Origin of the sequence: Cryobacterium sp. SO2, from assembly GCF_026151165.2 — a bacterium.
GTDB lineage: Bacteria > Actinomycetota > Actinomycetes > Actinomycetales > Microbacteriaceae > Cryobacterium.
The window spans coordinates 3,360,595-3,381,784 of record NZ_CP117849.1; the positions used below are offsets into that span (position 1 = coordinate 3,360,595).

Consider the following 21,190-nt stretch of genomic DNA (forward strand, 5'->3'; position numbering starts at 1 on the left):
GGGCGGGCTTAGGGTCGAAGTATGAACACCACCGTTGTTGTTCGGCCCGTCACCGAGACGGATGCCGACAGCCTGGGCCGCGTCCACGCGGCTTGCTGGCACGAAACCTATGACCACCTCCTCAGCCGGGCCGCGCTCGCCCAGCTGCACCCCGAACGCTTCACCGCCATGTGGCGCCGGTTCACCGTGCAGGGTCCCGACTTCCGCCAGGTGGTCGCCGAGGTCGACGGTGAGATCGTCGGCTTCGCCGGCAGCGGTCCCGGCCGCGACGAGGGCAAGCCCACGCCGCATCAGCTGTACTTCATCTACCTGCTCGACGCCTTCCACGGCACCGGCATCGGCCAGCAGCTCTTCGACGCGGTCGTCGATCCCGGACCCACCTACCTGTGGGTCGCCGCCGACAACCCCCGCGCCCACCGCTTCTACACCCGCAACGGCTACCTGCCCGACGGCGTGGAGAAGACCGAGGAGATCCTCGGCGAGCCGGTGCACGAGGTGCGCCTGGTCCGCGAGTAGCAGGCCACACTCCGGCCCATAAAATGGGCGGATGCCTACGATTCCTGTCATTCTCGACGTCGACACCGGCGTTGATGACGCCCTCGCCATCCTGTTCGCCATCGCCCACCCCGACATCGAGGTGCTCGGCATCAGCTGCGTGGCCGGGAACGCGTCACTGGAGCGCGTGGTGGAGAACACCCTGCGCATCCTCGACGTCGCCGGCGCGCCCGACATCCCCGTGGCCGCCGGCGCCCGCCGCCCGCTGATCTCCCCGGCCCGCAGCGCATCACACGTGCACGGCGAGGGCGGCCTGGGCACCGTGCACCTGCCGCTCGGCGACCGCACTCCGGAGCCGGTGAACGCCATCGAGCTGATGCGCCGGCTCATCACCGACAGCCCGCGCCCGGTCACTCTCGTGGCCCTGGCGCCGCAGACCAACCTGGCGCTGTTGCTGCGCCAGTACCCCGACCTGGCCGACAACATCGAGCGCATCGTGTTCATGGGCGGCTCGGCGAGCGTGGGCAACGCCACCGCCGTGGCCGAGTTCAACGTGTGGCACGATCCAGAGGCGGCGGCGATCGTGCTGGATGCGGGCATCCCCGCCTTCATGTACGGGCTGGACGTCTTCAACCAGGTGGCCGTCGACCGCGAGGTGGCCACAGCGCTCGAACAGGGCGAGTCGCACTACGCCCGGGTGGTGGGCGCGCTGCTGGCCAATCGCGTGGCCCGCAGCGAGAACAGCGTGGCGGAGTACACCGGGCTGATCGGCGACGCCGGGGCGCTCTGCGCGCTGGTGGACCCCGACGCACTCCAGACCCGGCTGCTGCCCGTGCGGGTCGAGCTCACCGGGTACGGTCGCGGCCAGACCATAGTGGACCAGCGCCGCCGAGTGGGCGAGGACATCGTGCACGGCACGGCCGGCAGCTGGGAGGTCGTCGAGGTGGCCCTGGACGTGGACGCGCCGCGCTACGCCCGCCTGTTCCTCAACACCCTGGGCCTCTAACCGCCCGCGAGCCGTGAGTTAAGCACGCAAATCGGGCCCCGGAAGGGTCCCAACTCACGGCTCGTGGATGTCGGCTAGCGCAGGGCGCCGACCGAGGCCAGGGCCATGCGCAGCAGGCCGCCGCGGCCGCCTTCCATCTCCGCGGAGACGGCGTCGGTTGCGGCCTCCTCCGGGGTCATCCAGGTGAGTTCGAGGGCGTCCTGGCGCGGGTCGCAGGTGCCGGTGACGGGCACGACGTAGGCCAGCGACACGGCGTGCTGGCGGTCATCCGTGAACGCGGTGATGCCGGGCATCGGAAAGTACTCTGCGACCGAGTACGGCACCGGGCTCGGCGGCAGCTGCGGGAACGCCATCGGGCCGAGGTCCTTCTCGAGGTGCCGGAACAGGGCGTCGCGCAGGGTTTCGCCGTAGAGCACCCGGCCGGAGACGAGGGTGCGGGTCATCTTGCCCTCCGGGGTGGCGCGGAGCAGCACTCCGACCTCGACCACCTGACCCAGCCCGTCGACCCGGACGGGCACCGCTTCGACGTACAGCAACGGCAGTCGCTGGCGGATCTCGGCCAGCTCGACATCGGTCAGCCAGCCCGGATTGGTGCTGGGCGGCGGCGCGTCATCCCCGCCGTTCGTCCAGTCCGGATCGGGGTCGGGGGTGCGCACGCTCATACGTTCATTCTCACTCACGCGGCCCCCAGATGCATCCCCACGGCCCGCCCGCGCCCCGCGAGCCGTGAGAAAGGCCCCAATTCTGGCGCGTTTTTGGGGCTTAAGTCACGGTTCGCGGGAGACTGGACGGGTACCCGAAGCGTGAGGACCACCATGGAGCAGAGCATCACCCCCGAACCGATCGACCCCGCAGCGGTGCTGTGGTCGGCGGCCGCCGCCGACAGGGTGGGACGGCCGCTCCTGTTGGTGCTGCACGGCTACGGCTCGAGCGAGGGCGACCTGTTCTCGCTCGCCCCGCACCTGCCGTTGGAGCCGACCATCGCGGCACTCCGGGCCCCGTTGCCGGTGGGTCAGGGCTGGTCCTGGTTTCCCATCGGCGTGCCGGGCGACCCGGTCGGCGACGCGCTCGACGCGGCAGCGCTGGGCATCCTGGACTGGCTCGACGCCCTGCCGGAGCAGCCGACGTCGATCGGCCTGCTCGGGTTCTCGCAGGGCGGCGCCATGACCCTGCAGCTGATGCGGCACGCGCCGGAGCGGTTCGCCTTCGCGGTACAGCTGTCTGGATTCATCGCCAGCAGCACGCATCCGGGCGACGCCCGACTGGCCTCGCGCCGGCCGCCGGTGTTCTGGGGCCGCGGCACGCTCGACCCGGTGATCCCCGAGGCGGCGGTCGCCCGCACCCAGGCCTGGCTGCCCGGCCACTCCACGCTCACCGAGGGCATCTACGAGGGCCTCGGCCACTCGATCTCGCAGGCCGAACTGGGTGAGGTCGTCACGTTCCTGCGCGCGCAGTACCCGGCACCGGCGGTGCGCACGGCCTGATCCGGGTGCGCCAGGGCCCGGGCTCAGCGCCGAGTTGCCCCCGAACGCACGAGTTGCCCCGCTGAACCGGAGCAACTCGTCCGGGGCGGGGCAACTCGATGAAGAAACGGCGAGCTAGGAGCGCTTGCGCGCGGCCTGCTCGTTCTGGGCGGCGAAGCGTTCGGCGTGCGCCTTCTTGCGGGCACGCTCGGCGTCGCGGTCCTTCACGCGGATCTGCTCCTCGCGCACCTCGAACTGGGTGGCGCGCTCGGTGACCAGCCAGGCCGGCGGCTGCTGCAGCAGCGCGAGGATCTCGGCGCTGGTGAGCGGCTCGGTCACCTCGCCCCGGGCCAGGCCCGAGATCGAGACGCCGAGCTTGGCGGCGACAACCTGCTTGGGGTGCGGACCGTTGGCGCGCAGCTCGGTGAGCCATTCCGGCGGGGTAGCCTCGAGGGCGGCCAGCTCGGTGCGGGACACCGGGGTGGACTGGAACTCCTCGGGTGCTGCTTCGAGCAGAATCCCGAGCTTCTGGGCAGCCGTGGCCGGCTTCATGGTCTGGGGCTTCTTCTCGCTCATAGTTCCAGCGTATAGCCTGAGAGCACTAAGGTTTCGGGCCCTTCGCCCTGACGCCACCGAAACGGCCCGGCGCCTGCCCAGTGCACGCAGCCGCGCGGCCATCACCACACACTGACACACGCACTACGAGAGGATGCCGGTGACCTTTTCCATTGCCTTCGTCGCCGGGGTCACCCCCACCAAGTGGACCCGCATCTGGGCCGAGCGCCGCCCGGAGGTGGACCTCGAGGTCTTCCGCACCGACGCGTCCGAGCAGGAGGCCGTGCTGCGTGACGGCCGTGCCGACGTGAGCCTGGTGCGCATGCCGATCGACGAAGAGGGCCTGAGCCTGATCAACCTGTACAACGAGATCCCCGTGGTGGTCGTGGCCAAGGATCACTTCCTGGCCGACGCCGACAGCGTGGTGGTGGCCGACCTGGTCGAGGAGCACCTGCTGCAGGACCCCGCCGAGGTGCCGGAGTGGCGCGCCGTGGCCCTGGAGGTGCGCGACGGCAGCCGCCGTGCCCTGCCGCCGATGCGCGACATGGACGAGACCATGGAACTGGTCGCCGCCGGGGTGGGCATCGTCATCGTGCCGCATTCGGTGGCCCGGCTGCACAGCCGCAAGGATGTCGTCTCCCGCCCGGTGGAGGACACCGCGGAGAGCCGCATCGCGCTGGCCTGGCGCACCGTGGACACCACGCCGGACGTGGAGGAGTTCATCGGCATCGTGCGCGGCCGCACCAGGGACAGCTCACGCACCAACGCCGTCGCGGCTGGCGACGAGCCGGTGAAGAAGGAAAAGAAGACCGCGAAGGCCAAGGCCGCCGCGAAGGCCGTGCGTGCCGCCGCTGCCGCCGCCAAGCCGGCCACCCCGCGCAAAACGCAGAGCGCCGGGCGCACCCGTAACTCCCCCAGCCCGCAGGCCGGCAAGCGCCGCGGCGGTCGCTGACCCGAGTACCGCGGAGTCAGGCCGGCGAGACCGGTTGGCGCAGCACGGTCTTGAGTTTCTCCGGCGCGGCCCGGCGGGGGTCGCCGAGGTACACCTCGTGGTGCCGGCCTCGTTCGTGCAGTCCCGCAGCGGGCAGCACCTCGCCGTGCAACCTGGCGAGCGCCGGCGCCTCGTCGTCGTAGGAGCCCACGTGCAGCAGCTGCGCGCAGAGGCCCTCGTCGAGCCGCTCGATGCGCACCCTCTCAAGTGCCGGCAGCGGCTTCTGGGTGGTGGCGGCCTTGGCACCCGCCGCCGCGATCGCCTCCTGGATCTCTGCATCATTCACCCAATCCGGCTGGCCGATCAGCATGGTCCAGCTCCAGGCATCCTTGTCGCGGGCGCTGAACACGGCCGCGTCGTCGGCGTACCAGAGCCCCTCCAACGGGGCCACCACCAGGTCGCGGCCGGCGTGCTTTTTCGCGAACTTCACGGTGTACGCCACGACGTAGAGCGCCTCGACCGCCTGAGTGTGGGCCGGGGCGGTGTTCGGGTCGCCGTGCCCGTCGACGGCGAGGAATCGTTGCGGCGGCACCACCAGCGTCTGCCAGTCCCGGTTCGTGGGGCCGTACAGAGCCCGCAACTCGCGCTTCACGTCGTAGGGAAGACCCACCACCGCGACCACGGCCGGCTCAGTTCTGCAGCACGGAGAGAATATTGCCTGCCGGGTCGGTGAACCAGGCGATCCTCGGGTCGCCGTTGGCGATACCGCGATCGTCCTGCTCGAAGCCGTCGACGTCGTAGTGCAGGAACTCCACACCGCGTTCGGCGAGAACGTCGACGGTCTGGTTGATGTCGGCCACCGCCAGGTTGAGGATCGTGAACCCCGCCGGCACGTGGTCGGGCTTGGGGTAGATGATCACGTCGGCCCCGCCGGGCAGGATCAGCCGCAACAGGCCCATGCCGCCGTCGGTCACCTCGAGCCCGAGAACGTCGCGGTAGAAGGCGCGGGCGGCCTCGATGTCGGGCACGGCGAAGCCGCTGAAGCCGTGCAGGTAGTCCAGATCGATCGTCGGCATGAGGGTCCCCTCGTCGTGGTGCGCGAGCCCGGTCAGCGGGAGCTGATCAAGGCGAACTTGCGGATACAGAGTGGCACGAATACCACCAGCAGCACAGCGACACCGATCAGCACTGTGGCCACCGGGTTCTGCAGCGTCCAGACATCCGGTACCGGCGCACTGCCCTCGTTGCCGAACAGCTCCCTGGCGGCCTGCACGAGCGCGGACACCGGGTTGAGCTCGGCGAAGATCCGCAGCGGCGTTGGCAGGGTCTCGATCGGCACGAACGCGTTGGAGATGAACGTGATCGGGAACAGGATGATGAACGACGCGTTGTTGATCACCTCAGGCGAGCGCACGCTCATGCCCAGCAGTGCCATCACCCAACTGAACGCGTAGCTGAACAGCAGCAGCAGGCCCAGGCCGGCGAAGAACTCACCCACCGACGAGTTGACCCGCCAGCCCACCAGGAAACCGGTGGCCATCATGATGATCATCGAGATCGTGTTGAGCACCAGGTCGCCGTTGGTGCGGCCGACGAGCACGGCGGATGAACTCATCGGCAGGCTGCGGAACCTGTCGATGATGCCGTCCTTGAGGTCTTGCGCCATGGCCGACCCCGAGAAGGTGGAACCGAACACCACGGTCTGGGCGAAGATGCCGGCCATCAGGAACTGCACGTAATCGGTGCCCTGCACCGCGATGGCGCCGGCATACACCTGGCTGAACAGGAGCACGAACATGATCGGCTGGATGACGGCGAAGACGAGCATGTCCGGCGTGCGCTTGATCTTGATGAGGTTGCGCTTGGTCGTCGTCCACCCGTCAGAGGACCACAGGGACAGCGGGTTCCAGGTGGGTGTCGGGGCGGGCCGGGTGGCGGTGGCGGTCATTTCACCAACTCCTGCTTCTCGTCTTCGTTCTCGCCGGCCGCCAGTTCGGCCTTGTGCCCGGTGAGCTTGAGGAAGACGTCGTCGAGGGTGGGCCGGCGCATCCCGGCGTCGTGCAGTTGGATGCCGGCGGCGCGCAGGTCGGCGAGCACGTGTTGCAGCGCCGGCGGCCCATCGGTGACGGCCACGTCGACGCCGCGGCCGTCGCTGGACACCTGCGGTTCGTCGGCGCCGTACCGCGCGAGGACCTGGCGAGCGGCGTCGGCATCGGCCGCGTCGACGAGCGCGATCACCACCCGATGGCCGCCGATCTGCGCCTTGAGCTCGTCTGAGGTGCCCTCGGCGATGACCCGGCCGTCGTCGATGACCGCGATGCTGTCCGCCAGCTGATCGGCCTCCTCGAGGTACTGGGTGGTGAGCAGCACCGTGGTGCCGTCGTCGACGAGCTTGTTGATCACACCCCACAGCGCCATCCGGCTGCGCGGGTCGAGCCCCGTGGTCGGTTCGTCGAGGAAGAGGATCTTGGGGTTGAAGACCAGGGCGCCGGCCAGGTCGATGCGTCGGCGCATGCCGCCGGAGAAGCCCTTCACCGGCCGGTTGCCCGCCGCGGTGAGTTCGAACAGGTCGATCAGCTCCTGCGCGCGACGCCGGGAGGCGGCACCACCGAGGTGATAGAGCCGGCCGACCATCTCGAGGTTCTCGAAGCCGGTGAGGTTTTCGTCGACGGCGGCATATTGGCCGGACACCCCGATGATGCTGCGCACCGCTTTCGGGTCGTCCAGCACATTGATGCCGTCCACGATCGCGGTGCCGGCATCCGGCCGGATGAGGGTGGTGAGGATCTTGACCACAGTGGTCTTGCCGGCGCCGTTCGGGCCGAGAATCGCCTTCACCGTGCCACGCGGCACGACCAGGTCGAGCCCGGCGAGCGCGTGCACCGGCCCGGTCTTGGATTTGTAGGTCTTGGTGAGCCCGGAGGCTTCGATGATTGCCATGTCATGCCCCTGCCGATTCGGTGGGTATGCTGCTATGTGGACGTTGTAAACATGTGAGCTTTTATCGTAACGAAACGGATGCGTCATGACAACGGGTTTCGGCGAATCCCCGGTGCGATCTTCGTACCGGCACGGCGATCTGCGTCGCGCCCTCATCGAGGCCGGCGTCGACCTCGCCGGAGAGGGTGGCCCTGCCGCGGTGGTGTTGCGTGAGGCGACCCGGCGTGCCGGCGTCACGCCCAACGCCGCGTACCGGCATTTCGCCGACCGTCAGGCCCTGTTGGAGGCGGTCTGCTCGAGCTGCCAGGCCCTGGTCGCTCGGGCCATCGAGGCCGACCAGGCCGCCGTCACGGCGCCGGATGCCGGCGAGCGCGCCCGGCTGCGGTTCCGCGCCGTGGGAACCGGCTACCTGCGTTTCGCCCTCGAGCAGCCCGGCCAGTTCCAGACCGCCTTCTCGGCCTCCTCCGACCTGGACAGCGCCACCAGCTCCGCCCGTGCGGGCGAGCAGGGCCTCACGCCGTTCCAACTGCTCACCGTCGCGCTCGACGACCTCGTGACCGCAGGGCTGCTCCCGGCCCAGCGCCGGCCGGCGGCCGAGTTCCTGGCCTGGTCGGCCGTGCACGGCCTCGCCGAACTGTTCATCGACGGGCCGCTGCGCGCCCTGCCCGACGCGGTGAAGCAGGCTCTCATCACCCGGGTGATCGACATGGTGGAGCAGGGCCTGTAGCACCGCGGATGCACCGCCCCCTGCTCCCCGGCGCGGTCGCGCCCGCTCAGGGGATGCTCACCGGGCGTCCGGCGCCCCGCGTCTCGACCGTGGAATCACTCCGCCAGGCGACCGTGACGTCGAGCACTATGCCCGCGGTTCCGTCGGGCACGCCAGGGTGCAGGTCGGTGCTCTGCCAGGACAGGCGCAGCCCGGCGGAGGGGTAGGCCGATTCGGGAGCGCAAGTGGACAGGTAGCCGCTGCCCTCCGGCACCACCACGAGACAGATCATGTCGGAGTTGCTCCTCGCCGCGTAGTACGGCGAATCGGTCACCCCGTCGCCGTCGGCGTCCGTCCACCCGGCCGACCCCAGGTAGCGGAAGGATGTGGCTGCGAAGGCCTCCGGCATCGCCACGAGCGGCACGTCCTTGGCGGTCTGCAGCCGGGTGAAGACCTGTGCGGCCGGCACGGGCTCGCCGGCTGCCGCGGTGGCGGCGTCGGTGGGCGCGGGCGGCGTGGGACGGATGGCCATGCTGACGGTGCCGCCCAGCAAGGCCCCGAGCGCCACTGCCCCGGCCAGACCCGCGCCCAGCAGCACCCGTCGGCGCGGGGGCGGGCCGGGCTCCCCTGCGGCTGACTCCGTGGCAGGGTCGGTGGAGGAATCGGGAGCGAGACCGACGGCAGGATCGGCGGGATCGGCGGCGCGGCCCGGCTCGGGGCCAACCGCGTCGCTCACGGCCGGCTGTTCCGCCGCGAGCTCGGCCTGCAGCTCGAGCATCGCCCTCACCACGGCCGCGTCGCCGGCGGCGTCACCATCCGCGGCGTAGACCCGGCGCTGCAGGGCGCGCAGCCGCTCGTGCGGATCACCGTCACGCCCGTCCTGTGTCACGACTCTCCCGTCGTTGCTGCGCACATCCTGCCACGGAGACGATCAGCCAGGGGCGTGCCGTGGTGGCCATTGGCTGGGCGGCGTGCCGGTGGCAGGATGCCCGCATGACGGCGACCGACGGCCAGACGGATCCGTGGGGTGGAACGCGCCAAGCCCGCTGGCAGCAGGCCGTGGACTGGCCGCTGACGGGCGCGGCCATCCTCTTCCTGCTGGCCTACTCGATCACCGTGATCGCCGACGTCGACGTCGCGACCGCCGGAGTCCTGCGGGTCGTGATCGTGGTCAGCTGGGCGGTCTTCCCGGTGAGTTACGTCGTGGAGATCATGCTCGCCCGGCACCCGTGGCAGTGGGCGGTACGCCATCCGTTGAGCCTGGTGTTTGTGCTGCTGCCGCTGCTTCGCCCGCTTCGGCTGCTGCGGGTCGTCGCGCACAGCACCGTGTTCCAGCATTCCGCGGGCACGGCCTTCCGCGCCAGGGTCCTGGTCTACCTCACTGGTGCGGCAACCCTGGTCACCTATATCGCCGCTCTCGCGGTTTTCGAAGCGGAACGAACGGCGCCGAACGCCAACATCGTCTCGTTCGGCGACTCGTTCTGGTGGGCCGCGGTGACCATCACCACCGTGGGCTACGGCGATTTCACGCCGGTCACCCTGCGCGGGCGCGGAATCGCCACCGCCCTGATGCTCGGCGGGGTGGGGGTCGTGGGCGTTCTCACGGCCACGCTGTCGTCCTGGATCGTGCAGCGAGTATCGGAGCTCGAGGAGCGCAACGAGGTGCCGAAGACGGTCAAGCGACCCGAATAGGGCCAGCGAGGCGGAAATGATACACTCTCCGAATACCCTTAACGAACCGCTGTGCCATTTTCAGTCGCGTGTTGTACCCAGTGACCTGCCCTGGGTATCTCGAATCGGCTGTCACAGCACCGCGGAGGAGCACGTCTGCGCGCAGCGCCGGCGTCCGGGTGATACGTCAACCACGCTCAACGAATTATGAGGCTGCATCAGATGATTTTCGAAGTCGGCGAGACCGTCGTCTATCCCCACCACGGCGCAGCAACGATCACCGCGGTCGAGACCCGCACGATCAAGGGTGTCGAAAAGCGTTACATCACGCTCACCGTGCACCAGAGTGACCTGGCCATCAACCTGCCCATCGACAACGCCGAGCTCGTCGGCGTGCGCGATGTCATCGACGCCGCGGGTGTCGAGGCTGTCTTCGACGTGCTCCGCAGCGATGTCGAAGAAGAACCCAGCAACTGGTCGCGCCGTTACAAGGCCAACACCGAGAAGATGGGCAGCGGCAGCGTCTACCGCGTCAGCGAGGTCGTTCGCGACCTGTGGCGCCGCGACCGCATCTCCGGCGTCTCCGCCGGCGAGAAGCGGATGCTCATCAAGGCCCGCCAGGTTCTCGTCTCCGAGCTCGCGCTCGCGCAGAAGTCCACCGAAGAAGAGGCCTTCGTGACCCTCGACGACGTGCTGAATGCCAGCGTCGCCGAAGTCGCCTAGTCCCCACCTCTCACCCCGTCGCCGGATGAGCAACCGCCTGGTTGCCGTCCGGCGACGCGTGTATGCGGGCACCGTGCTGCTGACCATCGGGCTCGGCGGCTGCGCGGTTTCCGCGCCCGAGACATCCGGGCCGGCCATCGAGCTGCCGCCAGTGGGCGGAGGCCTGGACTACCAGCTCGGCGGCGCCTATGACCCGCCGGCCGGCGTGGCCATCGTCGCGCGCGACAGCACGGAGACCCCGGCCGCCGGCCTGTATTCGATCTGCTACGTCAACGGTTTCCAGACCCAGCCGGCCGACACCGAGCGCCTGCTCGCCGACTCCCCCGAGCTGATCCTCACCGCGGACGGCGCCCCGGTCCGGGACGCGAACTGGCCGGACGAGCTACTCTTCGACACCGGCAGCGCCGAGACGCGCGCCGGCATCGCCGCGCTGCTGCTGCCCCAGATCAGCGGATGCGCCGATGACGGCTTCGACGCCGTGGAGATCGACAACCTCGACTCCTACACCCGCTCCGCCGGCCTGCTCACCGCCGCCGACAACATCGCGCTGGCACGCCTGCTCGTGGCCGGCGCCCACTCCGCGGAGCTGGCCATCGGCCAGAAGAACGCCGCCGACCTGGCCGGCAGCCTGTCCGGCCTGTTCGACTTCGCGGTCGCCGAGGAGTGCGACCGGTGGGAGGAGTGCGGGCTGTACACCGCCGCATACGGCGATCAGGTGCTGGCGATCGAGTATGCCGACGACCTGCGCGACGACTTCGCGGCGGCCTGCGCGGTGCCGGGCCGGCCGCTGTCGATGATCCTGCGCGACCGGGACCTCGTGACGCCGGCCTCGGCCGAGTACGTCTACGAGCGCTGCTGACCCGGACCGATCGGGCCAGACCAATCCGTCTGCACGAGGGTGGCGAACCAGTGTCGTGAGGCGATCCGGCCTCCGGTCAACCACCAGGAGCTCCCCATGCGATTCATCCCCACCAAGGTCCACGCCGTTCTCGACTATGTCGTCGCGATCGCGCTCATCCTCGCCCCCACCATCTTCATGTTCGAGGAGGTCGGCGGCGCCGCCGTCATCATCCCGCGCATCCTCGGCATCGGCCTGATCCTCTACAGCCTGTTCACGCGCTACGAACTGGGCCTGGTCAAGGTCATCGGCATGCCGATCCACCTCATCTTCGACGTGGTCGCGTCGGTCTTCCTGATCGCGTCGCCGTTCCTGTTCGGCTTCGTCAACGAGGCCCCGAACGCCTGGCTGCCGCACATCGCGGTCGGCGTTGCCGTGATCCTCGTCGTGCTCTGCTCGAAGAGCCAGCCCGGCGCGAGCGTCACCGGCACCAAGGCCCACGCCACCAGCGTCGCCTGATTCACCCGCGCTGCCACACTGCGGCAAGCGTCCCCGGCACTGGGGGCGCTTGCCGCTTTTGTGTGCCCGCGGTTCAGCCCCCGCGACTTCGGGCAAAGTGCCCCTTCAACGCATCCGAAGGGGCACTTTGGCAGAAGTCGACGGCGGGTGCGCTCGCGACTTCGGGCGAAGTGCCCCTTCAACGCATCCGAAGGGGCGCTTTGCGGCAAGTCGGGGGGGGATGGCGCTACCGGGTGGCCGGGCGCAGCATCCGCCAGAGGACGGCGCGCTCGGTGACGCCCCACACCGCGCTCACCGTGAGGTAGATCGCCGCGGCCAACGGCACGAAGGCCGCGAACACCACGCTGATCAGGGGCAGCCAGCTGAGCACACCGGTCATGGTCGCCTGGGCGGCCGGCGAGAGCGCACCTGGGAGCGTCGGGGCGGCCGGTGCGGCGAGGCCCGCGGATGCCGCGCCCTGGGCGAGCAGCAACCGCCGGCTGAGCAGCTGCGCCACGAGCAGCACCCCGAGCAGCACGCCGCCTACCACGAGCCCTGCCGGAGTGGGCTGCGCGCCCCAGCCGGCGAGGATGCTGCTGCCCAGCGGGCTGCCGAACAGTCCACCGGCCAGGAGAGCATTGTCGTGCCCGTTGATCGTGTGGAGCACGAACAGGCCGTAGACGACGGACAGGATCGGCGCCTGCACCAGCAGCGGCAGGCATCCGGCCAGTGGAGAGGCATTCTCGGCGGCATACAGCGCGGCCGTTTCCCGCTGCAGGCGTTCGGGGTTGCCGCCGTGCAGGCGGCGCAACTCGGCCAGGCGCGGGGCGAGGCGTTGGCGCACCCGCTGGGCTCGCGCCTGCGAGACCCCGACGGGGATGAGCGCCAGGCGCAGCACGAGGGTGAGCACGATCACGGCGAGCGCCGCCGCGTTCGCCGCGGTGAGTGGGGTGAGGAACAGGGTGAGGGTGTGCAGAACGGCGTAGGCCGCGTCGAGAACGGCCGCGATGGGGCCGAAGGCATAGAGGTTCATTGGATGACTCCCGGTCGGAATACGGAAAATGGGGAACCGTATGGTCGCGACGGGAGCGCCGGCACCCGGTGGGGTGTGGCGCGAGAAAAGCTCCCTAGGCGACCGGGAGGGAGCGTCCGGGGGCGCGGGGTTGGGGCTTGCCGGGCGCGTCAGGAACGCTCTGGCCGACCTGCGAGGCCAGTTCTGGATAGGGCCGGGCGACCGGAGTGGGCGCACCGGTGAGCACCATGACGAGCATGGCGAGCACCTGTTGGGCAGCTCCGGTGACGGCCACGGCCGAGGCGCACAGGGTGAAGAGGGCCGCAAGGGCGAGTACCTCGCCGAAGCCACGGCCGCCGATGTTGAGGGCGCCGACGAACAGCGCACCCAGACCGGTGCCCAGGCCCAGACCGAGGGCGGCCGACCAGCGAGCGGTCACGGGCGCGGGCGCGGACGTCAGCGGCAGCATCCGTGCAGACATCCGGTCACCTCCTGGTCGGTCGATCCGGCCAGCCTAGTCGTGCTCGGTGCGTTGTGTTCTGGCGGCCGGTCAGAGCGCACGCATGGAGTTGTTTCGCTTGTCGTGCGTGAGTTCGGCCAGGCCGAGGTGCTCGAGCAGCGGCGGCAGGTACATGCCGAACCGACCACGGTAGCCCTTGCGCAGGCCGTACCAGCCGCCGACGGGATTGTCGTCGGCCCGGCCCCACCCCTCGACGCTGCCCTCTGCGGCGGGCTTCTGCTCGTCGCTGGCGCCCAGCGGCACCCAGTCTCCCTGCCCGACCAGCCAAGCGTGCAGATCGTCGATGGCCCTGGCCTGGTATTTCAGGGTGGTGGACCCGACCTGGCAGACCAGTTCGTCGCCGTCGCGGTACATCGAATACGTCGACGTGCCCGGCGCAGTGGTGAGCTGCCAGGGCTCGGCTGCCGTTCCTTCGGTCATGGTGTCTCCAGTTCCTGAGCCGGCCGGGAGCCGGCGGGCATCCGTTGTCGCCAGCCTAGGCACCGGGGGTGCAAAACTCTACGGCGGCTGGGCCGTCACCGAGTACGCTGAGCGCACCTGAATACCCGGGAAGGACCGTCATGGCGAAGAAGGCCTCAGCCGCCGCACCCCGCATGAACAAGAAGCTCTACGAGAACGAGTTGCGCCGGTTGCAGGCCGACCTCGTCACCATGCAGGAGTGGGTGCGGGAGTCCGGCGCCCGCATCGTGGTGATCTTCGAGGGCCGCGACGCCGCGGGCAAGGGGTCGGCGATCAAGCGGGTCACCGAGTACCTCAACCCGCGCATCGCCCGGATCGTGGCACTGCCGGTGCCCACCGATCGCCAGCGCGGCCAGTGGTACTTCCAGCGCTACATCGAGCACTTGCCCACGAGCGGCGAGATCGTGCTGATGGACCGGTCCTGGTACAACCGCGCCGGCGTCGAGAAGGTGATGGGCTACTGCACCCCCGACGAGTACCGCCGGTTCCTGCACCAGGCTCCCCTGTTCGAGCGGATGCTGGTGGAGGACGGCATCATCCTGCTCAAGTACTGGTTCTCGGTGTCGGACACCGAGCAGGAACTGCGCTTCCGGTCGAGGCTGAAAGACCCGATGCGGCGGTGGAAGCTCTCGGAGACCGATGTGCTCTCGATCACCAAGTGGGTGGACTACTCCAAGGCCAAGGATGAGATGTTCGTGCACACCGATATCGCCGAGGCGCCCTGGTGGGTGGTCGAGAGCGAGGACAAGCGGGCCGCGCGCCTCAACATGATCAGCCACTTCCTGTCGATGGTGCCGTACGAGCACATGGAGCCGCCGCTCGTGCGCATCCCGCATCGGCCGCCGGCGTCGGACTACGAACGCCCGCCGCGCGAACTCAACCGCCCGGTGCCCGACCACGCGGCGCGCGTGGCGGAGCTGGCCGCCGAGGCGAAGGGGAAGGCCAAGAAGGGCTGAGCCGTCAGTGCGGCTGGATGTGCGCGGGGCCGTGACCGGTGGATTGCCGCAGTCGCGCCTTCGCACCGTGTTCGATCAGCACCGGCACGTAGTCGCGGATCGGCTTGCCCTCGAGCTGATGGCGTTCGTCGAGCACGACGTCCTCGATGAACGAACGCGGGCGGTCGGGAAACCTCTCGGCGAGGCGGTCGATGACCTGGGAAACTGCCTGGTCCTCATGGTGTTGACGTTCTTCGGTGTCCACGGAATCAGTCTGCGACCCCGGGCCGACACGGTCAACTCCGGCGTCACGCCGGGTCGCCGAATCCTGCACGGACGTGCAGCCCGCCGCCGGTCGCGGGGAACAGGTCAGGGCTGGATGCGGGGGGCCGTGCCGAGCATCAGCTCGAGGGCGGCGTCGAAGATACCGCTCATGTCCACCGTTTTGTCGTGCAGCCACTGCAGTTGCAGGCCGTCGCTGAGGGCCGTCGCGGCGCGCGCCACCACCATCGGGTCCAGGTCGGCGCGCACCGAGCCATCCCGCTGGCGTGCCCGCACGCTGTCCGCCAGGCTGTTCACGATCAGGTCGTAGCGTTCGCGCACGTAGTCGTGCGCCGGATGTTCGGGGGCCTCCGCCTCGGCCACGAGCCTGGAGTACAGCTGAACGAGCCCCGGCACCGTGCCGTTGTGCTCGATGGTGCGGCTGAGCAGCCCGAGCAGGTCCGGCTCGAGTCCGGCGAAGCTGTCCCGGTCGTGCGCGTCCCGCTCGCTGACCACCTCGGCCATGAGCTCCTCACGCGAGGTGAAGTAGTGCAGCACGCCGGCCTTGGTGAGGCCAACGGCATCCGCGATCTCCTGCAGCGAGGAGTTGCGGTAACCCTGCGTCGCCACGACAGCGAGGGCAGCGTCGAGGATCTCGCGACGCTTGGCCGCGCCTTTGGCATACCGTCGTGCCGGGGCGTCGATGCTCATGCCGTCACCCTACCGCCGGCACCCCTCCCCGGAAACCTACCGATGGTCGGTTTTAACTGCTAGGCTCCCTGCATCGTCGCCGCCACCGGGCGACACCGCTGGCGCGCACCGATGCTCGCCGAAAGGACAGGCACCATGACGTACACCTCCGCGGCCGACACGGCCCGCTTCGCCGCCCTGATCGACCAGCTCACCCTCGAGGAGAAGGTGCAGCTGCTGACCGGCCGCGATTTCTGGACCACCTGGCCGATCGAGAAGATCGGGCTGCGGCGCCTGCTCGTCTCCGACGGCCCCAGCGGCGTGCGCGGCGAGGTGTGGGACGAACGCTCCCCCTCGCTCAACCTGCCCTCCGGCACCGCCCTGGCCTCCAGCTGGGACGGCGAGATGGCCGCCAGGTACGGCGCCATGTCGGCCGTCGAGGCCCGCCGCAAGGGCGTGGACGTGGTGCTCGGCCCGACCATCAACCTGCACCGCTCGCCGCTCGGCGGCCGGCACTTCGAGGCGTTCAGCGAAGACCCCGTGCTCACCGCCGAGATGGCCGCCGCCTACGTGGCCGGCGTACAGGACAACGGTGTCGGCGCCACTCCCAAGCACTACATCGCCAACGACTATGAGACCGAGCGCTTCACCGCCAGCACCGAGGTGAGCGACCGGGCCCTGCGCGAGCTCTACCTGCTCGCCTTCGAGAAGGCCGTCACCGAATCGCACGCCTGGCTCGTGATGAGCTCCTACAACTCCATCAACGGCGTCACAGCCACCGAGAACGACCTGCTCGAGACCCCGCTCAACTCCGAGTGGGGCTTCGACGGCGTGGTGGTCAGCGACTGGACCGGCGTGCGCAGCGCGGCAGCGGCCCGCGCCTCTCAGGACCTCGAGATGCCCGGCCCGGACGGCTTCTGGGGCGCCGCCCTGGTGACCGCGGTCGAGGCCGGCGAGGTGGCCGTGGCCGACATCGACCGCAAGGTGCTGCGCATCCTGCGCCTGGCCGCCCGGGTGGGCGCCCTCGACGGTTTCGACGCCGTGCAGCCCGTGCCCGTGACCGTCGAAGACGGCATCGAGTTCGCCCGCGAGGCCGCATCGGCCGGCAGCGTGCTGCTGCAGAATCAGAGCCGCACCCTGCCGCTGGCGGCGGACACACTCAACAGCGTCGCTGTGATCGGCCATAACGCCCTGCACGCCCGCACGCAGGGCGGCGGAAGCGCCACCGTGCTGCCGGAGAAGATCGTCACCCCGCTGGACGGCATCCGCGCCGCCCTGCCGCACGCCGAGGTGAGCTACTCGGTGGGCGCCGTGGTGCAGAAGGGCATCGCCGAGCTGCCGCTGCAGAGCATCGTCAACCCGGCCACCGGCACTCCCGGCATGCTCGTGCGGTTCCTGGCCGCGGATGGCTCGGTTCTGTTCACCGAGGACCGGCTCGCCACCGCGCTCACCTACTTCGGCGGTGACGCCCCGATCGAGTCCGCGGATCGGATCGAGCTGTCGATGGCGTGGACCCCGGCCGAGTCCGCCACAGTGCCGTTCGGCTTCGCCGCCGTGGGCCGCGGCCGCATCTCCGTCGGCGGAACCGTGGCACACGAGGGCGAGGGGTTGTCGGTGGGCGGCACCCTCGGCGCAAACATGATGGCGCCGCCGTCGGTGGTGACAACGATCACCGTGACGGCCGGTGAGCCGGTCGACCTCATCGTCGAGTTCGACCTGACCACCCGCGACATGGACCTGCCCGGGGTCTTCGGCATCACGGCCGGCCTCGAGGCCGACGACTCCGACCCCGCCGGGCTGCTCGCCGAGGCCGTGGCCGCGGCCGGCGCCGCCGATGTCGCCATCGTGGTGGTCGGCACGAACGCGCAGGTGGAATCCGAAGGATTCGACCGCAGCGACCTCGACCTGCCCGGCCGCCAGGACGAACTCGTGCGCGCCGTGGTCGCCGCGAACCCACGCACCATCGTGGTGGTCAACTCCGGGTCGCCGGTGCTGCTGCCGTGGCGGGACGAGGTGCAGGCCATCCTGCTCACCTACTTCGGCGGCCAGGAATATGGCAACGCCCTGGCCGACATGCTCTTCGGCCACGCCGAGCCGGGCGGCCGCCTGCCCACGACCTGGCCGAAGGAACTGACCGACGTTCCGGTGCTCGATGTCACCCCGGAGGACGGGATCTTGCGGTACGACGAGGGCATCCACATCGGCTACCGCGCCTGGCTGAAGGCCGGCACCGAGCCGGCCTACGAGTTCGGCTTCGGCCTCGGCTACACCGACTGGGAGCTCGGTGATCTCGCGGTCTCGCCGAGCGTGTCGGCCGACACCGACGGATGGCTGAGCCTGACGGTCTCGAACACCGGCGACCGGGCCGGCAAGCAGGTGGTGCAGGTGTACCTGAGCCGCGCCGACAGCGCGATCGACCGGCCGGTGCGCTGGCTGGCCGGTTTCGCCGCCGTCTCGCTCGAGGCCGGCGCAACGGCGCTGGTCGAGCTGGCCCTGCCCGCCCGCGCGTTCGCCGACTGGAACAACGGCTGGCAGTACGAAACCGGCGCCTTCGCCGTGCACGTGGGTACCTCGGTGACCGACACCCCGCTCGCCGGCACCGTGGAGCTCGTCGCCGCCACGTAACCGCAACCCCGCTCTCGCGAGCGAATCACCTCGCGAGAGCGGCCGTGTGGTCGCTTCAGAGCGCTGAGGTGACCGCTTTCCCGCTCTCGCGAGTTTCCTCGGGGGCGGCAGCCGGGGTGGGCGGGGCGGCCTCGGCGAGCAGGCTGCGGGCGGCAAGGCCGATGATGGCGCTGTAGGTGGGGTAGGCGAACCGCACGTGGGCGAGGGTGGCCACGTCGACGCCGGCGGCGATGGCGGTGGTCACCGACTGCACCACTTCGATCGCGTTCTCGCCCACGGCGTGCGCGCCGAGGATCAGTTCCCGGCGCCGGTCGGAGATGAGCATCAGGAACCCCCGCTCGCGGTCGTCGATCACGGCCCGGTCCAGGTTCGCGTACGGCACCGTCGCGACCACGCAGAGGGGGTCCCTGGCGCGCGCCTCGGCCTCGGTGAGCCCGACGCCGGCGTAGTCGGGGTCGGTGAACCCACCGGCCGGCAACAGGTGGTGCGGCGTGCGGCGGTTGGTGCCGAGCACGGCGTTCTCGGCAGCCGCCTCGCCCTCGAACTGAGCGGCCTGCACGAGCATGTCGCGGCCGTTGGCGTCGCCGACGGCGAAGATGTGCGACACCTCGCTGCGGAAGTACTCGTCGACGGGGATGGCCGAGCGCACCGTGGCGACGCCGGCGGCAGCAAGGCCGAGGTCATCGACATCCGCCGGCCAGCCGGTGGCCATGATGACGGCGTCGAAGACGTCGGACACGGCGTCGCCGGCCAGGCGCCAGGTGAGCACGATGGAGCCGTCCGGCTGCCGCACCAGCGATTCGACGGTGTCGATGCCGGTCTGCACCCGGGTACCCTGCTCACGGAACGCCGTGGCCACGGCATCGGACACGGCGGCGTCGGAGGCCATCAGGATGCGCGGCGCCACGTCGAGTAGCGTCACCCGCGAGCCGAACGAGCTGAAGATGGTGACTAGCTGGGCGCCCGTGTTGCCGCCGCCGATCACCGCGAGGCGTTCGGGCAGGGCGGGCAGCGTGAGCACGTGCTCCGGCACCGTGGCGAGTTCGGCGCCGGGGATGGGCAGACGACGTGAGTGCCCGCCGACGCAGACCAGGATGTTGTCGGCGCCGATGCGGCGGCCGCTCTCCAGCACAACGGTGTGCGAGTCGACGAACCTGGCCCGCCCCTCGAGGACCAGGTCGATGCCGGCGTCGCTGAAGCGTTCGGCTTCCCGCTTGATCGCCCGCACCCGGTCCACGGATTCGGTGACCCTGGCGGCCGCGGTGTTCCAGTCGAAGGTCAGGCTCGCGGCCTCGATGCCGTAGACGCGGGCCGTGCGCACCTCGCGCATGAGCCTGGCGGCCTTGGCGAGCGCCCGGGTGGGCACGCAGCCGGTGTTCACGCAGGTGCCGCCGGTGCGGCCGGACTCGACGACGACGACACTCGCGCCCAATTCGGCCGCGCGCAGGGCCGCGGCGGTGCCGGCCGGGCCGGCGCCGATCACGAGAACGTCGTAGTGCGCGCGTGCGGCGGCGGAGGCCGGAGCACTGCTCTCGGTGGGGACGGTGGGGGCAGCGGGCATGGAAACCTCCTGGCAGCGAACGGAGAATCGACTGTGCCACGGTGTGCTGGGAAATGCCCCTGACCGGGCGACTCGGCAGAGTCAGGGCTCGGTCGGGGCGGCCTTCGACCCCTTGGCCGCCCGGCCGGCCTTGCGCAGGGCGCGGTTGCGGGCATCCTCGGTCTTCATCAACGTGCGGGTCTCGTCGAGGTCGCCGATCAGGGGCCGCCACCACGCCGCGGCGGGGTCGGCATCCACCAGGATCGTGCGGATCAACAGGGTGAGCGGGATGGCCAGGATCGCCCCGATGGCGCCGAGCACGATCGCCCAGAACAGCACAGACGCGAAGGTGAGCGACTGGCTGAGCGCCACGGCATTGCCCACCACCCTGGGCTGCACGATGGACTGCACGACGGCGTTGATGATGGCGTAGATCACGATCACGGGAAGGGCGAGTTCCCAGCCGCCGACGAGGAACGCGAAAACCGTGGGCGGGATGATGGCGATGAAGTAGCCGACGTTGGGGATGAAGCTGCACAGGAACGACAGCAGCCCCCAGAGGAATGCTCCAGGCACGCCGAGCAGGATCAGGGCGAGGGCGTTGAGCACCCCCTGGGCGATGCCGAGGAGCGTGGTCGCCACCATGTATCGGCGCACGCTGGAGGCGAAGTTCGTCAGTGCCTCCACCAGGGTCGGCCGGGACGGCCGCAGCTGGGTGAGCAGGGTGGGCAGGTAGCCGGCATCCGCGGCCATCAGGATCAGCATGGTGAGCACGATCACGAGCGCCACCGTGATGTTCGTGATGCTGCCGAAGAGTCCGGAGACCACCGGCACGAGATTGCTCGGATCGAAGCTCGACTCGATGGCCTGCACCTGCGTCGTGCCGAAGCCGATGCTCGCCAGCCACCCCGACACCGTGCTGCCGATGTCGCTGAGCTGGCTGGCGAACTGCGGCAACAGGGCGGCGAACTGGCCCAGGGCCAAGCCGAGCGCGGCCACGAAGGCGGCCAGGACCACGAAGACCGTTGCGACGACCGACCCGGTGGCCAGACCCCGCGGCACACCGCGCCGCTCGAGACCCCGTCGCACCGGATGGGCGCAGATGGTGAGCACCAGCGCGAGCAGGATCGGTGCCGCGATGCCCGCGATGGCGGCCAGGCCGAACACCGTGACCGTGGCACCGCCCAGCCCGATGAGGATCGAGGCGTTGCGGTGCGAGACCACAGGTGGAACGGCCATCGCCGCGGCGTTCCCCGTGCTCGTGCCGGACGCGGCCGGCTGCGCGCCGTCCGTACCGTGCCGGGTCCTGGATCGGCGTCGCC

25 protein-coding genes are annotated in these 21,190 nt (G+C 70.0%); 11 read left to right on the top strand and 14 right to left on the bottom strand.

All coding sequences use genetic code 11. The annotated features are described in order from the left end of the window. Nucleotides 1-21 precede the first annotated feature (21 nt). Both BJQ94_RS15835 and BJQ94_RS15840 read left to right on the top strand, forming a co-directional pair. Nucleotides 22-516, top strand: coding sequence for a GNAT family N-acetyltransferase (locus BJQ94_RS15835; RefSeq protein ID WP_265400087.1), 495 nt, complete (start codon nt 22-24; stop codon nt 514-516). Between the two features lie 31 nt (nt 517-547). Then, nucleotides 548-1,501: a nucleoside hydrolase gene (locus BJQ94_RS15840; RefSeq protein WP_265400086.1), complete on the top strand. Its 954-nt coding sequence runs from the start codon at nt 548-550 to the stop codon at nt 1,499-1,501. 74 nt (nt 1,502-1,575) lie between these two features. Here BJQ94_RS15840 and BJQ94_RS15845 read toward each other — a convergent pair whose 3' ends face one another. Then, nucleotides 1,576-2,163, bottom strand: a complete 588-nt coding sequence (locus tag BJQ94_RS15845) for an NUDIX hydrolase family protein (RefSeq protein ID WP_265400085.1) — start codon at nt 2,161-2,163, stop codon at nt 1,576-1,578. Nucleotides 2,164-2,316: 153 nt separating this feature from the next. Between BJQ94_RS15845 and BJQ94_RS15850 the strand changes: the two genes are divergently transcribed. After that, the gene (locus tag BJQ94_RS15850; protein ID WP_265400084.1) at nt 2,317-2,985 is read left to right on the top strand and encodes an alpha/beta hydrolase-fold protein; all 669 of its coding nucleotides are present in this window, start codon (nt 2,317-2,319) and stop codon (nt 2,983-2,985) included. A gap of 114 nt (nt 2,986-3,099) precedes the next feature. Here BJQ94_RS15850 and BJQ94_RS15855 read toward each other — a convergent pair whose 3' ends face one another. Beyond that, complete coding sequence (locus BJQ94_RS15855; RefSeq protein ID WP_265400083.1) at nt 3,100-3,540, bottom strand: DUF5997 family protein; 441 nt, start codon at nt 3,538-3,540, stop codon at nt 3,100-3,102. Between the two features lie 139 nt (nt 3,541-3,679). On the opposite strand from BJQ94_RS15855, the gene BJQ94_RS15860 reads away from it, so the two are divergent. After that, nucleotides 3,680-4,471, top strand: a complete 792-nt coding sequence (locus BJQ94_RS15860; RefSeq protein WP_265400082.1) for a LysR family substrate-binding domain-containing protein — start codon at nt 3,680-3,682, stop codon at nt 4,469-4,471. 16 nt (nt 4,472-4,487) lie between these two features. Here BJQ94_RS15860 and BJQ94_RS15865 read toward each other — a convergent pair whose 3' ends face one another. The 4 genes from BJQ94_RS15865 to BJQ94_RS15880 are packed head-to-tail and all read right to left on the bottom strand — an operon-like array spanning nt 4,488 to nt 7,390. Further along, nucleotides 4,488-5,132: a GyrI-like domain-containing protein gene (locus BJQ94_RS15865; RefSeq protein WP_265400081.1), complete on the bottom strand. Its 645-nt coding sequence runs from the start codon at nt 5,130-5,132 to the stop codon at nt 4,488-4,490. Between the two features lie 7 nt (nt 5,133-5,139). Next, nucleotides 5,140-5,526 (bottom strand): VOC family protein, encoded by a 387-nt coding sequence (locus BJQ94_RS15870; RefSeq protein ID WP_265400080.1) that lies wholly within the window; start codon nt 5,524-5,526, stop codon nt 5,140-5,142. A gap of 32 nt (nt 5,527-5,558) precedes the next feature. Further along, nucleotides 5,559-6,398 (bottom strand): ABC transporter permease, encoded by an 840-nt coding sequence (locus BJQ94_RS15875; protein ID WP_265400079.1) that lies wholly within the window; start codon nt 6,396-6,398, stop codon nt 5,559-5,561. Continuing rightward, nucleotides 6,395-7,390 carry an ATP-binding cassette domain-containing protein gene (locus BJQ94_RS15880; protein WP_265400078.1) on the bottom strand — a complete coding sequence of 332 codons (996 nt, stop codon included), beginning with the start codon at nt 7,388-7,390 and terminating at the stop codon, nt 6,395-6,397. Before BJQ94_RS15880 ends, BJQ94_RS15875 begins: the two co-directional genes overlap by 4 nt. 85 nt (nt 7,391-7,475) lie before the next feature. Here BJQ94_RS15880 and BJQ94_RS15885 point away from each other — a divergent pair, with 85 nt between their 5' ends. Further along, nucleotides 7,476-8,117, top strand: coding sequence for a TetR/AcrR family transcriptional regulator (locus BJQ94_RS15885; protein ID WP_265400077.1), 642 nt, complete (start codon nt 7,476-7,478; stop codon nt 8,115-8,117). 46 nt (nt 8,118-8,163) lie between these two features. Here BJQ94_RS15885 and BJQ94_RS15890 read toward each other — a convergent pair whose 3' ends face one another. After that, a complete protein-coding gene (locus tag BJQ94_RS15890) occupies nt 8,164-8,985 on the bottom strand; it encodes a hypothetical protein (protein ID WP_265400076.1) in 822 nt (273 codons plus the stop codon). Nucleotides 8,986-9,089: 104 nt separating this feature from the next. Here BJQ94_RS15890 and BJQ94_RS15895 point away from each other — a divergent pair, with 104 nt between their 5' ends. The 4 genes from BJQ94_RS15895 to BJQ94_RS15910 all read left to right on the top strand — a co-directional run bounded on the left by BJQ94_RS15895 (nt 9,090) and on the right by BJQ94_RS15910 (nt 11,847). Continuing rightward, complete coding sequence (locus tag BJQ94_RS15895; RefSeq protein WP_265400075.1) at nt 9,090-9,788, top strand: potassium channel family protein; 699 nt, start codon at nt 9,090-9,092, stop codon at nt 9,786-9,788. A 201-nt stretch (nt 9,789-9,989) separates the two neighbouring features. Beyond that, the gene (locus BJQ94_RS15900; RefSeq protein WP_066597804.1) at nt 9,990-10,490 is read left to right on the top strand and encodes a CarD family transcriptional regulator; all 501 of its coding nucleotides are present in this window, start codon (nt 9,990-9,992) and stop codon (nt 10,488-10,490) included. Between the two features lie 25 nt (nt 10,491-10,515). Continuing rightward, complete coding sequence (locus tag BJQ94_RS15905) at nt 10,516-11,349, top strand: endo alpha-1,4 polygalactosaminidase (protein WP_265400074.1); 834 nt, start codon at nt 10,516-10,518, stop codon at nt 11,347-11,349. A 96-nt stretch (nt 11,350-11,445) separates the two neighbouring features. Next, the gene (locus BJQ94_RS15910) at nt 11,446-11,847 is read left to right on the top strand and encodes a hypothetical protein (protein WP_265400073.1); all 402 of its coding nucleotides are present in this window, start codon (nt 11,446-11,448) and stop codon (nt 11,845-11,847) included. Nucleotides 11,848-12,073: 226 nt separating this feature from the next. On the opposite strand, the gene yidC is transcribed toward BJQ94_RS15910, so the two are convergent. The 3 genes from yidC to BJQ94_RS15925 all read right to left on the bottom strand — a co-directional run bounded on the left by yidC (nt 12,074) and on the right by BJQ94_RS15925 (nt 13,778). Continuing rightward, a complete protein-coding gene (gene yidC, locus BJQ94_RS15915; protein ID WP_265400072.1) occupies nt 12,074-12,859 on the bottom strand; it encodes a membrane protein insertase YidC in 786 nt (261 codons plus the stop codon). A 94-nt stretch (nt 12,860-12,953) separates the two neighbouring features. Continuing rightward, on the bottom strand, nt 12,954-13,319 hold the full coding sequence (locus tag BJQ94_RS15920; protein ID WP_265400071.1) for a DUF6412 domain-containing protein: 366 nt from the start codon (nt 13,317-13,319) through the stop codon (nt 12,954-12,956). Nucleotides 13,320-13,388: 69 nt separating this feature from the next. Beyond that, nucleotides 13,389-13,778 (bottom strand): DUF6855 family protein, encoded by a 390-nt coding sequence (locus tag BJQ94_RS15925; RefSeq protein WP_265400070.1) that lies wholly within the window; start codon nt 13,776-13,778, stop codon nt 13,389-13,391. Nucleotides 13,779-13,918: 140 nt separating this feature from the next. On the opposite strand from BJQ94_RS15925, the gene ppk2 reads away from it, so the two are divergent. Continuing rightward, entirely contained in the window at nt 13,919-14,773 is an 855-nt protein-coding gene (gene ppk2, locus BJQ94_RS15930) for a polyphosphate kinase 2 (protein WP_265400069.1), read from the top strand. Between the two features lie 4 nt (nt 14,774-14,777). Here ppk2 and BJQ94_RS15935 read toward each other — a convergent pair whose 3' ends face one another. Further along, nucleotides 14,778-15,017 (bottom strand): hypothetical protein, encoded by a 240-nt coding sequence (locus BJQ94_RS15935; protein ID WP_265400068.1) that lies wholly within the window; start codon nt 15,015-15,017, stop codon nt 14,778-14,780. A 104-nt stretch (nt 15,018-15,121) separates the two neighbouring features. After that, the gene (locus tag BJQ94_RS15940) at nt 15,122-15,724 is read right to left on the bottom strand and encodes a TetR/AcrR family transcriptional regulator (protein ID WP_265400067.1); all 603 of its coding nucleotides are present in this window, start codon (nt 15,722-15,724) and stop codon (nt 15,122-15,124) included. Between the two features lie 135 nt (nt 15,725-15,859). Here BJQ94_RS15940 and BJQ94_RS15945 point away from each other — a divergent pair, with 135 nt between their 5' ends. Further along, nucleotides 15,860-18,328 (top strand): glycoside hydrolase family 3 C-terminal domain-containing protein, encoded by a 2,469-nt coding sequence (locus BJQ94_RS15945; protein WP_265400066.1) that lies wholly within the window; start codon nt 15,860-15,862, stop codon nt 18,326-18,328. A gap of 55 nt (nt 18,329-18,383) precedes the next feature. On the opposite strand, the gene BJQ94_RS15950 is transcribed toward BJQ94_RS15945, so the two are convergent. Both BJQ94_RS15950 and BJQ94_RS15955 read right to left on the bottom strand, forming a co-directional pair. Further along, nucleotides 18,384-19,889 carry an NAD(P)/FAD-dependent oxidoreductase gene (locus BJQ94_RS15950; RefSeq protein ID WP_265400065.1) on the bottom strand — a complete coding sequence of 502 codons (1,506 nt, stop codon included), beginning with the start codon at nt 19,887-19,889 and terminating at the stop codon, nt 18,384-18,386. 81 nt (nt 19,890-19,970) lie between these two features. After that, complete coding sequence (locus BJQ94_RS15955) at nt 19,971-21,107, bottom strand: AI-2E family transporter (protein ID WP_265400064.1); 1,137 nt, start codon at nt 21,105-21,107, stop codon at nt 19,971-19,973. Between the last annotated feature and the right edge of the window lie 83 nt (nt 21,108-21,190).

Bases quoted from the DNA above. Each gene is read 5' to 3' on its own strand.
- BJQ94_RS15835 (WP_265400087.1), top strand. From the start codon at position 22: ATGAACACCACCGTTGTTGTTCGGCCCGTCACCGAGACGGATGCCGAC.
- BJQ94_RS15840 (WP_265400086.1), top strand. From the start codon at position 548: ATGCCTACGATTCCTGTCATTCTCGACGTCGACACCGGCGTTGATGAC.
- BJQ94_RS15845 (WP_265400085.1), bottom strand. From the start codon at position 2,163: ATGAGCGTGCGCACCCCCGACCCCGATCCGGACTGGACGAACGGCGGG.
- BJQ94_RS15850 (WP_265400084.1), top strand. From the start codon at position 2,317: ATGGAGCAGAGCATCACCCCCGAACCGATCGACCCCGCAGCGGTGCTG.
- BJQ94_RS15855 (WP_265400083.1), bottom strand. From the start codon at position 3,540: ATGAGCGAGAAGAAGCCCCAGACCATGAAGCCGGCCACGGCTGCCCAG.
- BJQ94_RS15870 (WP_265400080.1), bottom strand. From the start codon at position 5,526: ATGCCGACGATCGATCTGGACTACCTGCACGGCTTCAGCGGCTTCGCC.
- BJQ94_RS15875 (WP_265400079.1), bottom strand. From the start codon at position 6,398: ATGACCGCCACCGCCACCCGGCCCGCCCCGACACCCACCTGGAACCCG.
- BJQ94_RS15880 (WP_265400078.1), bottom strand. From the start codon at position 7,390: ATGGCAATCATCGAAGCCTCCGGGCTCACCAAGACCTACAAATCCAAG.
- BJQ94_RS15885 (WP_265400077.1), top strand. From the start codon at position 7,476: ATGACAACGGGTTTCGGCGAATCCCCGGTGCGATCTTCGTACCGGCAC.
- BJQ94_RS15895 (WP_265400075.1), top strand. From the start codon at position 9,090: ATGACGGCGACCGACGGCCAGACGGATCCGTGGGGTGGAACGCGCCAA.
- BJQ94_RS15900 (WP_066597804.1), top strand. From the start codon at position 9,990: ATGATTTTCGAAGTCGGCGAGACCGTCGTCTATCCCCACCACGGCGCA.
- BJQ94_RS15905 (WP_265400074.1), top strand. From the start codon at position 10,516: ATGAGCAACCGCCTGGTTGCCGTCCGGCGACGCGTGTATGCGGGCACC.
- BJQ94_RS15910 (WP_265400073.1), top strand. From the start codon at position 11,446: ATGCGATTCATCCCCACCAAGGTCCACGCCGTTCTCGACTATGTCGTC.
- yidC (WP_265400072.1), bottom strand. From the start codon at position 12,859: ATGAACCTCTATGCCTTCGGCCCCATCGCGGCCGTTCTCGACGCGGCC.
- BJQ94_RS15920 (WP_265400071.1), bottom strand. From the start codon at position 13,319: ATGTCTGCACGGATGCTGCCGCTGACGTCCGCGCCCGCGCCCGTGACC.
- BJQ94_RS15925 (WP_265400070.1), bottom strand. From the start codon at position 13,778: ATGACCGAAGGAACGGCAGCCGAGCCCTGGCAGCTCACCACTGCGCCG.
- ppk2 (WP_265400069.1), top strand. From the start codon at position 13,919: ATGGCGAAGAAGGCCTCAGCCGCCGCACCCCGCATGAACAAGAAGCTC.
- BJQ94_RS15940 (WP_265400067.1), bottom strand. From the start codon at position 15,724: ATGAGCATCGACGCCCCGGCACGACGGTATGCCAAAGGCGCGGCCAAG.
- BJQ94_RS15945 (WP_265400066.1), top strand. From the start codon at position 15,860: ATGACGTACACCTCCGCGGCCGACACGGCCCGCTTCGCCGCCCTGATC.
- BJQ94_RS15950 (WP_265400065.1), bottom strand. From the start codon at position 19,889: ATGCCCGCTGCCCCCACCGTCCCCACCGAGAGCAGTGCTCCGGCCTCC.
- BJQ94_RS15955 (WP_265400064.1), bottom strand. From the start codon at position 21,107: ATGGCCGTTCCACCTGTGGTCTCGCACCGCAACGCCTCGATCCTCATC.